Annotated in this window: 14 protein-coding genes; all 14 read left to right on the plus strand. The window is 36.9% G+C overall.

Annotated elements, in window-relative coordinates:
* Positions 1-42: 42 nt before the first annotated feature.
* The 14 genes from DW039_RS14755 (at position 43) to DW039_RS14820 (ending at position 15,480) form a co-directional block, all read left to right on the plus strand.
* Entirely contained in the window at positions 43-921 is an 879-nt protein-coding gene (locus DW039_RS14755) for a decaprenyl-phosphate phosphoribosyltransferase (protein ID WP_120382078.1), read from the plus strand.
* A 1-nt stretch (position 922) separates the two neighbouring features.
* The gene (locus DW039_RS14760) at positions 923-1,522 is read left to right on the plus strand and encodes an HAD-IB family hydrolase (protein WP_035448372.1); all 600 of its coding nucleotides are present in this window, start codon (positions 923-925) and stop codon (positions 1,520-1,522) included.
* A 23-nt stretch (positions 1,523-1,545) separates the two neighbouring features.
* On the plus strand, positions 1,546-1,875 hold the full coding sequence (locus DW039_RS14765) for a multidrug efflux SMR transporter (RefSeq protein WP_230628266.1): 330 nt from the start codon (positions 1,546-1,548) through the stop codon (positions 1,873-1,875).
* Between the two features lie 4 nt (positions 1,876-1,879).
* Entirely contained in the window at positions 1,880-2,845 is a 966-nt protein-coding gene (locus DW039_RS14770; RefSeq protein ID WP_120129080.1) for an NAD(P)-dependent oxidoreductase, read from the plus strand.
* A gap of 10 nt (positions 2,846-2,855) precedes the next feature.
* Complete coding sequence (locus DW039_RS14775) at positions 2,856-4,553, plus strand: DUF6044 family protein (RefSeq protein ID WP_120382079.1); 1,698 nt, start codon at positions 2,856-2,858, stop codon at positions 4,551-4,553.
* A gap of 389 nt (positions 4,554-4,942) precedes the next feature.
* Positions 4,943-6,211, plus strand: coding sequence for a lipopolysaccharide biosynthesis protein (locus tag DW039_RS14780; RefSeq protein WP_120382080.1), 1,269 nt, complete (start codon positions 4,943-4,945; stop codon positions 6,209-6,211).
* 223 nt (positions 6,212-6,434) lie between these two features.
* Complete coding sequence (locus DW039_RS14785; protein ID WP_133302541.1) at positions 6,435-7,550, plus strand: polysialyltransferase family glycosyltransferase; 1,116 nt, start codon at positions 6,435-6,437, stop codon at positions 7,548-7,550.
* 80 nt (positions 7,551-7,630) lie between these two features.
* Positions 7,631-8,605, plus strand: coding sequence for an EpsG family protein (locus DW039_RS21510; RefSeq protein WP_371682771.1), 975 nt, complete (start codon positions 7,631-7,633; stop codon positions 8,603-8,605).
* A 10-nt stretch (positions 8,606-8,615) separates the two neighbouring features.
* Entirely contained in the window at positions 8,616-9,809 is a 1,194-nt protein-coding gene (locus DW039_RS14795) for a glycosyltransferase (protein WP_243635040.1), read from the plus strand.
* Positions 9,806-10,600 carry a glycosyltransferase family A protein gene (locus tag DW039_RS14800; protein WP_120382084.1) on the plus strand — a complete coding sequence of 265 codons (795 nt, stop codon included), beginning with the start codon at positions 9,806-9,808 and terminating at the stop codon, positions 10,598-10,600. The genes DW039_RS14795 and DW039_RS14800 overlap by 4 nt, the downstream gene beginning before the upstream one ends.
* A 4-nt stretch (positions 10,601-10,604) precedes the next feature.
* On the plus strand, positions 10,605-11,687 hold the full coding sequence (locus DW039_RS14805; protein WP_159461927.1) for a glycosyltransferase: 1,083 nt from the start codon (positions 10,605-10,607) through the stop codon (positions 11,685-11,687).
* 621 nt (positions 11,688-12,308) lie between these two features.
* Positions 12,309-13,424 (plus strand): glycosyltransferase family 4 protein, encoded by a 1,116-nt coding sequence (locus tag DW039_RS14810; protein ID WP_120382085.1) that lies wholly within the window; start codon positions 12,309-12,311, stop codon positions 13,422-13,424.
* Between the two features lie 20 nt (positions 13,425-13,444).
* Positions 13,445-14,422: an NAD-dependent epimerase/dehydratase family protein gene (locus DW039_RS14815; RefSeq protein WP_120382086.1), complete on the plus strand. Its 978-nt coding sequence runs from the start codon at positions 13,445-13,447 to the stop codon at positions 14,420-14,422.
* A 107-nt stretch (positions 14,423-14,529) separates the two neighbouring features.
* A complete protein-coding gene (locus tag DW039_RS14820) occupies positions 14,530-15,480 on the plus strand; it encodes a glycosyltransferase family 4 protein (protein WP_120382087.1) in 951 nt (316 codons plus the stop codon).
* Positions 15,481-15,482 lie beyond the last annotated feature (2 nt).

Consider the following 15,482-nt stretch of genomic DNA (forward strand, 5'->3'; position numbering starts at 1 on the left):
GCACTGAAAAGTGCCCTTTCGAAGGGGGATGCCCTAAATTGAGTGCTTACAATTATTCAACTTCTTCGCCCACATCAATGGCTGAAGAATCTATTCATTTTTTTGCCGCTCTTTTTCGACCGTCAATTGACGGATCTGGATAAACTATTGGCAGTGGTGGGAGCATTTGTAGCGTACAGTCTTGCCGCCAGTGCGATTTACTGTTTCAATGACATTTGGGACGTAGAGGCTGATAGGCAACATCCCAAGAAGTGTAAACGCCCTATTGCTTCAGGAAAAATATCAAAAGGGATGGGATATGGTATTAGTGCGATACTTGTCACAATGTCACTGCTTTTACTTGTTACTTATACAGGAAGGGAAAAATGGTATTTATTTGGCATAATATGTTTCTATCTACTTCTTAATATTGCCTACTGTGTGAAGTTGAAACAGATTACGATTATTGATGTATTTATCATTGCATTCGGATTTGTACTTCGCATTTTTGTGGGTGGTGTAGCTGTGGGTATTCACCTCTCTCATTGGATTATTTTGATGACGTTCTTATTGGCTCTCTTCTTGGCTTTTGCCAAACGTCGGGATGACGTGGTCATCTACCAAGAAACTGGAGTGTCGGCTCGAAAAAACGTCAACCGCTATAACCTTGAGTTTATGAATCAAACCATTGGTATTATTGCTAGCATTACGATGGTTTGTTACATCATGTACACGGTGAGTGAGGAGGTTGTGGAGCGCATGCATACGCAATACCTTTATGCCACTTCCGTCTTTGTATTGGCAGGCATCGTCCGCTATTTGCAAATCACTATTGTCGATGTAAAGAGTGGAAGTCCCACTAAGGTGCTGATGAAAGACCGCTTTGTACAACTCTGTATCATAGGTTGGATATTGACGTTTATTCTCATACTCTATTGCTAAGATGAAACAGATTGTTGCATTCGACTTCGATGGTACCATTACCAATCGAGATACACTGCTTGAGTTCATCAAGTTCGCAAAAGGCAAGACAGCTTTTTATCTTGGCTTTTTGCTTCATCTGCCTTGGTTGTTGGCTATGAAGTGTCACCTCTATCCCAATTGGAAGACCAAGCAGATGATTTTCTCCTATTTTTTTAAAGGAGTGAATTTGGATGAGTTCGATGCAGTCTGTTATAGATTCTTTATGGAGAGAGGTGAAAATTTGCTCTATCAGGATGCGGTTAAACAGATAAAACAGCACCTATATAGAGGCGATGAAATAGTCGTTATCAGTGCCAGCATTGATAATTGGGTAAAGCCATTTGCTGAGAGCTTAGGCATTAATCAAGTTTTGGGGACTCAGCTGGAGTTATCAGGAACCGGACACCTTACGGGTCGTTTCGCTACTGCCAATTGCTATGGCGAAGAGAAGGTGAAACGCTTGCTGCAGCTCTATCCTGACAGAACTCAATACCGACTGGTAGTTTATGGAGACAGTCGAGGAGATAAGGAACTCCTTGCTTTTTCGGATGAATCATATTACAAACAATTCAATAGATGAATATTCTTTTAATTCTTATTAGTGTGCTGCTAAATTGCGCTGCTCAGCTTTGTATCCGCAAGGGTATGCTGATTGTAGGTGAAGTCGGTATGAGTGGCATGGTGCAAAATTTTGGTGCCATGATATCCAACCTCTGGTTGTGGGGAGCCATGGTTTGTTATGCTGTGAGCATTTTGATGTGGATGGCTGTATTGAGCAAAGTAGAAGTAAGTTTTGCCTATCCGTTCCTAAGTATCGGTTATGTGGTGGCAGCTTTGGTGGGTTACTATTTCTTTGATGAATCACTGACGTTCACACGCATTGCTGGCATAATGGTGATTTGTGTTGGTGTTTATTTAATCTCTAGAAGTTGACAAGATGAAATATTTTATATTTGGAGGTAATGGCTTTGTGGGCCGTTACTTGGCGAATGCCTTGCTGGAGAGAAATGAAAAGGTGGTTGTATGTGACTTACACCCAACCCTTGATGAACGAGTTACAAAGGGTTGCGAGTATCGACAGACTGATATTCGTGATAAGCAACAATTGTCTACTATACCCATTTCTGTGGATGACATAATTATCAATCTTGCTGCTAATCAATACCATACCAAGGTGCCCCGTGATAGAAGAAACTACTTCTTTAGCGTAAATACTGTTGGCACAGAGAATATCCTTGAAGCGATTTACAACAAGGGATGTCGAAATTACCTGATGTTCACGACAGATATGACCTACGGAAAACCTCAATACTTGCCTGTTGACATTGAACATCCGCAAAATCCTTTCGGCCCATACGGTCAGAGCAAGAAAGCATGTGAAGAAATCTGCTTTGAATATCGGAAGAAGGGTATGAATATCACCATCTTCCGTCCCCGTATGATTAACGGCCCCGGCCGTTTGGGTATATTGGTGAAACTCTTCAAACTGATTGATATGAACTTGCCTGTTCCCACCATTGGTAACGGAAAGAATCACTATCAGATGATTTCTGTATTCGATTGTGTGAGTGCAATTCTCTGCGCCATTGATAAGGGTTTGCCTAATAAGGAGTACAATCTCGGTTCCAAAAACTCACCCGATATACGTACACTTTTAAAAGGTGTAATTGCATCAGCCCATTCACACTCAGTTGTGATTCCTACCCCGGGGAAATTAGTTAAGTTTATACTCAATATTTTTGATAGCATCGGCCTGACCATCATGTACAAAGAACAATTCATGATAGCAGATGAAGAGTATATTCTTGATATTAAGCAGACAGAAGACGATTTGGATTGGCATCCTCAATATAATGACGAGGATATGCTGAAGGAGGCCTATCAAATGTATAAAAAGCAATAAAATTTGGACCATGGAACTAAAGAATAAGAATGTGTTGTTTTTTACAAAGCTGATTGTGTTTGGTGCTTTATTTATGATGATACTTCCCTTTATTTTGTTTGGGGAGAACAATTACATCACTGTTCATGATAACTTAGACCAATTTCCACCCTTTTGGTCAATTGCTAAAAAGGTTGGACTTTTCTCTTTTGATGTATCTACCGGAGTCATGGATAACACACCGGCTGTCTATTTTGGCTGGGGAGGTTTTACCATCCAGAACTTTGCCTATTACCTCTTACCGGCTTATGTCGCCTACGTATTGATTTATTTAATTTCATTGCTCGTTGGCTTCTTTTCGATGTACAAGTTGCAGTGTATATTATTTGGAAAGGAACATCGTGAAATCCTATTATTCACTTCTCTGCTTTTTGCCATTTTACCGGTAATCCCTGCTTGGTCTATCTCAGTGGCATCCATACCGTTGGCTTGTATCGTGTTTTATAATATTTATAAGGGAGGAAGTAAATGGTGGTTGTTGGCGGCACTTTTCCTCCCCTTCTTGATGGAGCTTAATTGCAGTGCCTTGTTTGTCTGTGGCTTTTGGTTAGCGGGTGTAGTTATTGCTTCAATAAAAAGCAAGCGTTTTCACTCCACGCTATTTGTGGCATTCTTACTGTTATGCATTGGTGTGGTGATATTCAACTTCAAGCTGTTCTACATGCAGTTTGCCGTTGGTGAAGACCTGAATCGGAATCACTTTATTATAGAACCAATCAGCATTGCTATTGGTTTGTACCATTATTTTGTGGAGGGTTTTTATCATGCTTCTACCATTCAGAAATACGTGGTATTTCCAGTCTGTTTTGTTACGTGCTGTTATGTGGCTTGGCAGTGGATAAGAAACAAAAACGTTACTAAAGAACAATCAGTCTTTTTTATTTGTGGAACCATGGCGTTTATTTGTTCATTCGTAGCGGCAGCAGATGAAGCCTTTTGGTTTGATGACCTTAAAAATGTGATTTCCGCCCTAAATGGTTTTTCCTTTGTACGCTTATACGTCTTCAACCGCCTCTTTTGGTACGTAGCTCTCAGCGCGAGCCTTATGATGTGCTTGCGTAATCGGTATCTCAAACGGATTGTGCCTTTTATTCTGATTGTCCAGTTAGGTTATATAATGCTGTCGCGTACTACTTATAACGACTCCATTTATTCATTAGCAGCGAACACGATTCCTTCACTAAAGAAAGATCATCTCACTTGGAAGGAGTTTTATGACGAAGCTCTTTTTACGAAGATAAAGAAGGATATTAATTATAAAGGTGAACCGGTAGCTGCTGTAGGCTATCATGAAATGATATTGATGTACAATGGTTTTAATTGTATCGGTGGATATCTTTCCTGCTATCCCTATAAAGATATGTTGAAATACCGTCGTTTGATTGAGCCACAACTCAACGTGAACGAAGAAATCCGCCATTACTATGATATTTGGGGTGGTCGCCGCTACCTTTATTGTGAAGGTGTGGACTATCAGCCCACTCGGAAAAAGTGTGAACAATCGGTTGAGTTACTTATTAATGCCGATGTATTTCGCAATGAATTTGGCGGCAAGTATATACTTAGTCGTGCGAAACTTTCCAATGCGGCAGATTTGGGGTTTGACTTTGTAGGGAAGTGGGATAGTGTCGAAGGGGTTTATACAATGTATGTTTATGAAATGAAGTAATTTTGTGGATAGAAAATCAAGATGGGATATGGAAAATGAAATGATAGCAAGTAAACTGTCGAATTTTTGATTTAATGGCAATAATATCCCAACTTCGTAATAATAAGATCCTTCTTAAGGGTGGGCTGTTTTCTCTCTTCTCTTTCTTTAATCAGGGTGTGGGCTTCCTGCTTCTGATCATTTTGGCTAAATACATTGTTCCTGTTTCGACAAGACTCTTTTGGTAGAAAAGAACCGCTTTAGCGCGAACTAAAATTTCACCTACCTTATAGGCCACTAAAAGTAACTATTCGTGCATTCATCAAGATAATTCACATCACTATTTGGAATGTTTCGTAAATGCAAAGCTTGAAAGCATAGGAGAATAAGATAGATAAAGATTACTTTTGATGATTATTCAACGTATTCTAAATAATAAGAACTTCCGAAATGGTGCCTTATTTGCACTGTTTTCCTTCTTTAATACCGGTATCAACTTTGTCATTATGATGGTGATGGCACGGTTTATTAAACCGGATTCTTATGGACAGTTGAGTCTATTCACTACTATGGTTTCTTTGCTTTCCATTTTTATCTGCTTGAATACAAATGGTTTTATAGGAGTGAATTTCTTCTCTTCATCTAAGGAGAAGATTCAACGATTGTTGAATGTAGTAGTGTTGACAACATTACTTGCCTATATGGTAATGCTGACGGCGATGTGCTGTTTTACGTCGGCTTTAGAGGAGGTGTCGGGGCTAACGATTGTCTATCAGTTTTATGCCATTTCCTTCTGTGCATTGAATGTAATGAATGCATTGTTGCTTGATGTTTGGCGTCTGGAGGAAAAGGTGTGGAGATATGGCACGTTTTCGGTCTTGCTGGTAATATGTAATCTAATTTTGACGGTTTTGTTCGTGGGGTTCTTAAGGTGGGACTGGCAGGGCAGAATGTATGCGCAGGTGATTACTTGTGCTGGCTTTGCAGTGCTGGCTTTCTATATTTTGACCAAGAAGAATTATCTCCGGATGGTTTTTCCGAAAAAGGAGGATTTTGTAGGTGCATACCGTTTTGGTATTCCTCTGATTCCTCACACTACTTCCTTTTGGTTGCGGCAAGGGTTGGATAGGTATGTCATTAATGCCTTTACTACGCAGGCGATGGTGGGATTGTTTAGTTTTGCTGCTAATTTTGCCAATATCATACAGATTATAGGTAGTGCTTTCAATGCATCTTATTCGGTGAATATTTATAAAACGTTGGCTACAGCAAATATAGATAGTGTAAAACTGCTACGACGCAATTGCTGGTACTTGGTAGGTGTTTATTTTGTAATTACATTGCTGATTTTTTTGTTCGCGTCTCTATTGATACCCTTTGCCTTTCCCCAATATAATGATTGCATAATTTATTTGTTTCCGTTATGTGGCGGGGCTATGTTTCAATGCTTTTATTTGGTGTATGTCAATATATTATTCTTTTATAAAAAGACAAAAATATTGATGTATATCACATTTACATGTTCGCTGTTGCATTGTATTATGTCGCTTTTACTGACGAAATATGGAGTGATTTATACGGCATATATTTCATTGTTTAGTAATATGCTGATATTTATGGGGGTATATGGATATTCAAAGAGAATACTGAGGATTTGTTTTAAAGCCGATGGTGATTGATTTGTAATGTGAAGTTCCAGCCAAGATTGACTATAGTCGTTTGCTCAAAGCCCATTGAATGGGCATCAACGCCATAAGGCACTTCTTGGTTAAAAAGGAAAAAATGCCGAATTCTCTATAAGACCTATATTTCAAGCTTAGCAATATGCTACTTTGGGGTATATATATTTACAAAATATTTGTGCTTATGTATTATTGGTGTAATTGAAAGTTGATTATAAATATGAATATATTATTCTTTGTTCATACTCCATTTCAATTATTTGTGTCTCAGCAAATAATATATCAGGAAAAGTATGAAAATGTGACTTTTTTGTTAGGGACAATAGGTGAAAATCATGCTTTTTATGATGCCTTTCATTTAATGTTAAAGGGTACACACATCAAGCATGTAGTATACAAGATGAATGGGTTGGCACAATGGGCGTCTCTTTCTCGTAAAAGATTATTATTTGATATGTATGGAACTTATGTACGGGAAAGGAAAATACGCAATATTTTGAATAAAGAGAAAATTGACATGATTTATATGGGAGACATGAACAATCTTTCATGTAAATTTGGCGCTCTTTTATATGCTCGTTTAGGGTTTAAGATAGGTTTTTATGAAGAAGGAATATCTCATTATTATTGGGCACAATATTCTGATAAATATCCTTTTGTTAATTTACTATTGGCCAAACTGACAGATTATTTTTTCTATAAACCTATTTGGCATTTCTCTTTTGGAAAATATATGTTCAATAAGGCACAGTTGCCTTTTTGCGATTTACCCATGAATAAACGATATAGTATTCTTCCCAAATATAATGATTCTTTTGATATTCAGTTACATCTCCGTGCGGTTGAAAATAAAGAGTTGGAAGGATATATAATGGCTGATATATCGGGGTATGACAAAAGTTGTAATGTTACTCTTTTCTTGTCTGAGCCTCTTTTCAAAAATGGCATAGGTGATGAGGAAATTTGTTTGGATGTTATTGAAAACTATTTGAAGTTAGATGTTGAAACAGATTTGTTTTTATTGAAATATCATCCAAGAGAAAAAGAAGTCATGAAAAAGAAAATAGAGGAGCTATTCATTCGGTATGGAAAAGAATATAGGATTTTATCTTCTTCTGTAACATTACCGATTGAACTTTATCTTTTGTACCTATCACCTAAAAATATGGTTTTGTTTTTGACGAGTACTTTTTTGTATATAAAATATCTTTCTCCGCAAACACGTGTAAAGATGCTTGTTCATGACTATGTTTTGCAATGCTCTAAAAGGGGCTATGATGTATCTCCACTGAAACGGACAATGGAAGAACTTGGACTTCAAATCCTTGAAGCATGATAGCTTATTATTTGTATATTTTCCTTGTTTTATTGTTCTCAATATTTGATTTTGTAAAAAATGTGACTTTGAGAAAACAGATGTTTGTACTACTTCTGTTTTCCAGCTTTTTGTTTTTCGGAGGGAGATACGAATGTGATTTTGACTATGAGAATTATGTTCAGATGTATAATGATACTCCGAATTTGGGAACAGAAACATGGGAGCGTTTCTTCAAATATTATCTTGTGATGCAGGTGGAATTTGGCTTTCTACTTTCTTGTTCTGTTCTGAAGGCGTTGGGATGTCCTCCTCAGTCCATTTTTTTATTATGTTCATTTTTGACATTCTTCTTTGTTGGCAAATCCTTTTGGGAGTTGTCTAAATATCCATTTCTTTCTTTTTTTCTTTTTGCAACACAATTTTTTGGACAACCCTTTATGCAAATGCGCTTTGGGGTTGCAATTGCTTTTGTATTGTGGGCATGCTGTAATTGGTTTACTGGGAAAAAGACTTGTTTTTGGCTATATTGGTTATTAGGAGTTTCATTCCATTTTGTGGCATTGGCAGGGCTGATACCATGTGTTTTGTCATACATCAATTGGTCATATAAACGAATATATCTCTTGTTTTTGTTTGCTGTCATTTTACTCTTTTTACCATTACAAGGGATTTTAGGCTGGTGTGTCTCTTTTATAGGATTTGATAGGTATATTGGAATGTACTTTGATGTAGCTTCCGATAGGTATGTTACTATATTTTTATTAATCATCGTTTTATTGCCTTATATCATATATGCTAATAGGCTAAAAAAAGAAAATGCCTATAATATGTGTTTATGCATGGCTTTAGGAAGTATTTTGTTTGCTCCTTTAGCCAATGCTGTGTCGCTGTTTTCCAGATTATATATGCTGCTTTCTGTTTCATATTGTCTGATAATGCCATTATACTTTCGCATAATCAAAAGAGATTTGCCGAATTATTCTTTCTTGTATGTTTTTATCGCTTTATATGGTCTGCAGAAATTTATAATAAATCTCTCTTCGATGTATCCATATCAATTTAGAATTTGGTAAAATGAGTAGAATGAAAAAAAAGATTTTGTTTATTGTGGGAACACTTGACAGTGGTGGAGTCTCAAAAAGCATGATTAGTTTACTTAATACGATTGACAAAGAAGCTTATGACGTTTCTTTATTGATTACTAATCCTACAGGTTTATTTATGGAGTTACTATCTCATGTAGAATGCGTTAAGATCATTGAAGATGCGGAAATGAGTTACTTGTTCCAACATTTTAAAGGGATAGAGATACTGCTGAAAAAGGGACATTTCCTTTTGGCAATTGGAAATTTGATGCGCATGGCATTGACAAAAGTTGATAGAGGATTGGCTGGATGGCTATTGTCACGTCTGATGCCTGCCATTCAGAAGGAGTTTGATATAATTGTGGATTATGGTGGTCAGCACCAGTTATATTATATGGTAGACAAACTTCGTGGAAAGAAAAAAATCTCTTTTTTTCATAATGATTATGCCCAATGGCCTTATTATTATAGAGTAGATAGGCTATATTATAAAAAAGTAGATAATGTTTTTACGATATCAGATGTCTGTCTGAAATCTTTATTAGATTATTTCCCTTATTTGGAGGGGAAGGCCAGAGTGATGGAGAATATATCGCCATGTCATTTGATAGAAAGTATGGCTGATGAAAATATTTCAGATATGAATTTTTCTGGAAAATATATTTTTCTTACGTTAGGGCATATCTGTCCTGATAAGGGAACCGATTTCGCGATAAAAGCGATGGATATATTGAAAAGGAAAGGAATGGGTTTTAGATGGTATTTTATGGGTGATATTCGTCAAGATTCTGTTGTTTTTTATAGAAATATTCTTTCAGAAATAAAGAAATGTGAGTTAGAGGAAAATGTATGTTTTTTGGGAACCAGAATTAATCCATATCCATACTTAAAGAAAGCAGATTTATATATTCATCCGTCTCGCTTTGAAGGAAAATCCATAGCACTTGACGAAGCGAAAATTCTTTGTAAACCTATTGTCGTTACTTGTTTTTCTACTGTGTCGGATCAGTTTGAAGATAATTGGAATGCTTCTGTTTGTGAGATGGATGCAGAAAGCTTGGCTGCTGCCATTGAGGATTTGGCGATAAATGTGGAGAAGCGGCAAAAGTATATCTCTAACTTGAAAAAAGAGAAACGGGATAATTCAAATGCTATAAATGTTTTGTATGAAGCAATAAATTCTTCTTTATGATGATAACAATATTCACTCCAGTTTATAATAGGGCATATATCATAAGTGCTTTATATCAAAGTTTATGTAAACAAACATCTATGGCATTTGAATGGTTGGTTATCGATGATGGTAGTACTGATAATATAAAGACAGTTATCCAACAGTTTATCGATGAAGCTAAAATTGATATACGTTTCTTTTCACAACCTAATGGGGGAAAGCATCGGGCTATAAACAGAGGGGTGTCGTTGGCTCGTGGTAGTTTATTCTTTATTGTTGATAGTGATGATTATCTGGAGAATTTTGCAGTGGAGCGTATCATACTTTATGCTGCTTCCATAAATGAAGACTATATCGGTGGATTATGTTTTAGGAAGAAGTACTATAATACCGGCAAAATAGTAGGAACCCCATTTCCTAAGCAGACTATTTTGTCTGATTCACTAATGATGTCGTATAAGTATACTGCAACAGGAGATAAGGCTGAGGTTTTTAAGACAGAAGTATTGAGTAAATATCCTTTCCCCGAAATCGATGGTGAAAATTTTGTTCCGGAAGCATTGATTTGGAACAGATTGTCATTGAAGTACAAGTTGCTCTTTATTGATGAAGGTATATATTTATTTGAATACTTAGATGATGGGCTGACACATAATTTTAAAAAAAACCTTAAACGTAATCCTATTGGCTTTCAATTATACTATCGTGAATTATTAGGATATGATGTCGTGCCAATATTAGGCAAACTAAAAGCATTGCTAAGATTATTGCAATGCTATGTATATTCCATACAGAAATCAAAGTTGTAGTGTTATGAATGTATTATATGTAATTACAGGACTTGGTGTCGGAGGTGCGGAAGTTGTCACAATTAATTTGGCCAATACGTTTCATTCTTTGGGCAATAAAGTAGGTATAGTGTATTTGTCTGGGAGCAATCAACATAAAGAAAAAATCAATAGTGGCATAAAAGTCTGGGGGCTTGATATGACCAAAAGCTTTTGGGGATTTGTGAAAGCACAAATTCTCATGAGGAGGATTTTGAAAGAGTTCAGTCCTGATGTGGTTCATGCGCACATGTTTCATGCCAATGTCTTTATGAGGTGCTGTCGTATTCATTATGCTATAGCATATCTGATTACTACTGAGCATAATAAAAATATTGAAAGCCGGTTTCGGATGTGGTTGTATAGAGTTACTGATAGATTAACCAATCTGAATACAAATGTTTCGTTAGAAGCTACTGATTATTTTGTTAGACAAGGGGCGTTTAAACGAAAAAACAGTATTGTGATGTATAATGGAATTGATTTGAAAAAATACACATCTTTTGTAACGACAAAGGATTTAAGGAAACAAATGGATATGGAATCCGATTTTATATTCTTGAATGTGGGACGGCTTACCCATGCAAAAGATCAAAGTAATCTGATTCAGGCTTTTAAACGATTGGAGTCGGAACAGCCGAATGTAAAATTATTGATAGCTGGAGATGGTCCGTTGCGTGAACAACTAGAAACGGAAATAGAGAAATTGGGGCTTTTGGGTAAAGTGTTGCTGCTTGGTGTGAAAGAAAATATTGTAGAATATTATAATATCGCTGATTGTTTTGTACTATCTTCTGCGTGGGAGGGTTTTCCTATGGTTGTAATAGAGGCTATGGCCATGAGATTACCAATTGTCACAACCGAGTGTGGAAAAGAAGCTTTGAATGACGATCGTTATGTAGTACCTATACATAATTCGGAAATGTTGTTTTGCAAAATGAAAGAGATATATAAGCTCTCTGCTGAAGAACGTGAAATGTTAAGCCAGAAGAATTATCATGCGGTACTAAAGTATGATCTAAACAAGATTTGTTCTTCATGGAATAAAATTTATTTGAATAATAGTTAGTCCCTTATAGTAAATTGAGAGACGTTTCTGTAGATGAAGAATATACTTCACATTGTGAATACTTCCTTTGTTATCCCTTATCTTTTAGGTAAGTAGTTATCGTTTTTACTCATAGTGGATAAGGAATATATTATTTATAGTCCTTCAGAAGAACTGAAGACTCCTTCAAAAGGATATAATTTTGAGTATCAGATAGTAGATGTCTTAAGGAAAATTTCCATTTGGAAAGATTTGAAAGCTGTATGGGTAACGATAAAGTATATATAGAGCTATCCATACACCTGCGACTAAACAATTAATTAAGTTATAGGCTCATTAGTGTCCCGTTAAAATCGGGTGAAGTTAAAACTCTTCATAATAAAAAATCACTCTTGAAAATGAGAGAATTCGGATTTCTACAGAATACTCATAATGAATCTGTAATTTCAAATCCATTTTCTCGAAATTACATTGTTAACTTCTGTATATCTGCATAATATAGGATGTTCTAAAAAAATAACGGAACACTGTGCTGTAGGATATTGAAAACTATTCTTCAAAGGGATATTCTTATTTTATACTGTTGCTTTTGCATTTGTATTTTAAAATGTAAAAAGAATTCTGTGCTAAAAACAATCTTATATGTCAAAAAAAATATTATTTGTAGACAACTCAACACGTTGCTTCTGCATTTTTCGTCTATCGGTAGCAAAGGCATTTGTTACTCAAGGATATGAGGCCTATGTGATGTCTCCTGCACCATATGAAGAATATGTAGAAAGAATACAAGAAGTAGGAATTACTCATATTCCTTATGAGATGGGTGTTAAGTTTTCAGCATTAGGAGATTTGAAACTTTTGTTTTTATACTGGAACGTTTATAAACAATTGCGACCAGATTATGTAGTTCACTACACAATCAAGCCTAATATTTATGGGTCTTTGGCGGCAAAAGTAAATAAGATTCCTTCTTTGGCGGTGGTCCCGGGAACTGGTTCTGTGTTTCAGAATAGTGGCATAATATCTCGTATTGTATGGCTGTTGTATAAGTGTGCTTTTAAATACCCCCAGAAAGTGTGGGTACTGAATGAAGATGATTATCGGGCATTTCTTTTGAAAAAGATAGTTAGTAAGGAAAGGTTGGTGATTCTTCCAGGTGAAGGAGTCGATATAAATATCTTTAGCTATAAAGAGTATAGGCGCAATAACCCTTTTATCTTTTTGTATATGGGACGGATGCTTCGTGAGAAAGGGGTGGAACTTATAGCTAAAGCGGTAAAACTACTTCACCAGAAAGGAATATCTAATTTTGAAGTACGATTGCTAGGGTTGGTTGACGGATTAAGTAAAGATGTGATTTCAGAAGAAGAGATTAGAAAATGGGAGAAGGAAGGTCTTGTGCATTTTTTAGGTTCTGTATCTGATGTGCGTCCGAATATTGAGGAAGCTGACTGTATACTTTTGCCTACATTCTATGGAGAAGGGGTACCTCGTTCTTTAATGGAAGCTTGTGCCATGGGACGTATGGTACTTGCTACGGATAATGTTGGTTGCAGGGATGTTATACAAGATGGCTATAATGGGGTATTGTGCAAGCCGAAGGATATTGAACATTTAGCCTTTAAAATGGAAATGATTTTAAATATGCCGGAATGGAAAATAAAGGATATGGGATTGAATGGGCGTAAAAAGATGATAGCTGAATTTGCTGAAAGTAAAATAGTGAAACGTTATTTGGAGGAGATATCTGAAGTTTAATTAATTAGTTTATTCTCAATATGAATATTTTGATTACTGGTATCCACGGTTTTGTGGGCTCCAATCTTGTTATTGCCCTAAAGGAATGTCATAACCTTTATGGATTAGATATCGTTACTCCCGAAAAAGAGGGAGTAATAAAGACTTTCTCTTGGAAGGATATTGAGACTATTTCTTTCCCGATGCAGAATCTTCCCCATTTTGATGCCATTATCCATCTGGCAGGCAAGGCGCATGATACGAAGAATCAGTCTGCCGCTCAGGTATATTTTGATATCAATACCGGATTGACACAGAAGATATTTGATTTCTTTCTGGAATCGTCTGCAAAGAAATTTGTATTCTTCAGTTCGGTGAAAGCTGCTGCTGACAGTGTATTTGGAGATATACTGACTGAGGACGTGATACCGGCTCCGGTAGGGCCTTATGGAGAAAGCAAGATAAGGGCGGAAGAATACATTCTCTCGAAACTAAAAAGGAGGGAAGAATTGAAGGTGGCTGATGGCAAGCAGGTGTACATCTTGCGTCCTTGTATGATTCATGGTCCCGGCAACAAAGGTAATCTGAATCTTCTTTATAATGTGGTGAGGAAAGGCATTCCATGGCCGTTGGGAAGTTTTGAGAACAGACGCTCATTTACTTCGATTGACAATCTTTGCTATGTGGTGGAAGGATTGCTGGTGAAAAACGTGGCGAGTGGCATTTATCATATGGGAGATGATGAAGCCTTGTCCACAAATGAGCTGATATCTTTGATGTGTGTAGCTTTGGGACGCAAGCCCCATATCTGGAGGATGAATAAGCGGATGATGGAGTGTTGTGCCCGCCTTGGAACTTTGCTTCATCTGCCTTTGAATACGGAACGCTTGCAGAAGTTGACGGAGAATTATGTGGTGAGTAATGCGAAGATAAAGGCTGCCCTTGGAATTGATAGGATGCCGGTGAAGGCGGAAGAGGGAATCGTGAAAACGATAAAGTCGTTTGTTACTCATGTTTAATTATTATATACTGTGTTTGTTGCATGTCCATAAAGAGAGTAGATGCTTCGCTACGCTCTGCATGACGGATGCTAATAATATGAATAGGTTCTAATTTCTTACTTAAGATGTATTATTTGATAGTCTTGGTTCTGCTATTTCTGGCAGAACTTTTTTATTTTAAGATAGCAGATAAGTGCAATATCATTGACAAGCCTAATGAGCGGAGTTCTCATACGAAAGTCACTTTAAGGGGTGGGGGAATTATCTTCTACTTCGGTGCATTGGCTTATTTTCTGGCGAGTGGTTTTGACTACTCTTGGTTTGTGCTGGCATTGACTTTGGTGACGTTCATCAGTTTTGCGGATGATATAAAACCCACCAAACAAATAACAAGGCTGCTTTTTCATTTCTCGGCTATGGCGTTGATGTTTTATCAGTGGGGATTATTCTCCTTGTCGTGGTGGTGGATACTCATTGCATTGATCGTTTGTACGGGCATCATCAATGCCTACAACTTTATGGATGGCATTAACGGCATAACCGGCGGTTATTCTCTGGTTATTCTTGCTGCGTTGGCCTATATCAATAAGGAGGTGGTTACTTTTGTGGAAGCGGATTTCATTTATACCGTTATCTGTTCCGTTCTTGTCTTCTACTTCTTCAATTTCCGCAAGCGTGCCAAATGCTTTGCCGGTGATGTGGGTTCCGTGAGTATTGCTTTTATCCTTCTTTTCCTGATAGGCAGGCTTATCATTGAAACAGAAGATTTCAGCTGGATAGTTCTTTTATCCGTTTATGGTGTTGACAGTGTACTGACTATCATTCACCGCCTGATGCTTCATGAGAATATCGGTTTGCCGCATCGCAAGCATCTGTATCAGATTATGGCGAATGAGCTGAAGATTCCCCATATAATGGTTTCTTCTATTTACATGGCAGTGCAGGCAATCATCATCGTAGGATATATAATGTGTTTAGGTTACGGTTATTGGTATTTGGCAGGTATAATTCTTTTGCTTTGTTTTCTTTATATCTATTTTATGAAGAAATATTTCGGATTGCACCAGTCTACGTGAGT

The organism is Bacteroides sp. AF39-16AC (assembly GCF_003602735.1).
Taxonomy (GTDB): Bacteria; Bacteroidota; Bacteroidia; order Bacteroidales; family Bacteroidaceae; genus Bacteroides; species Bacteroides uniformis.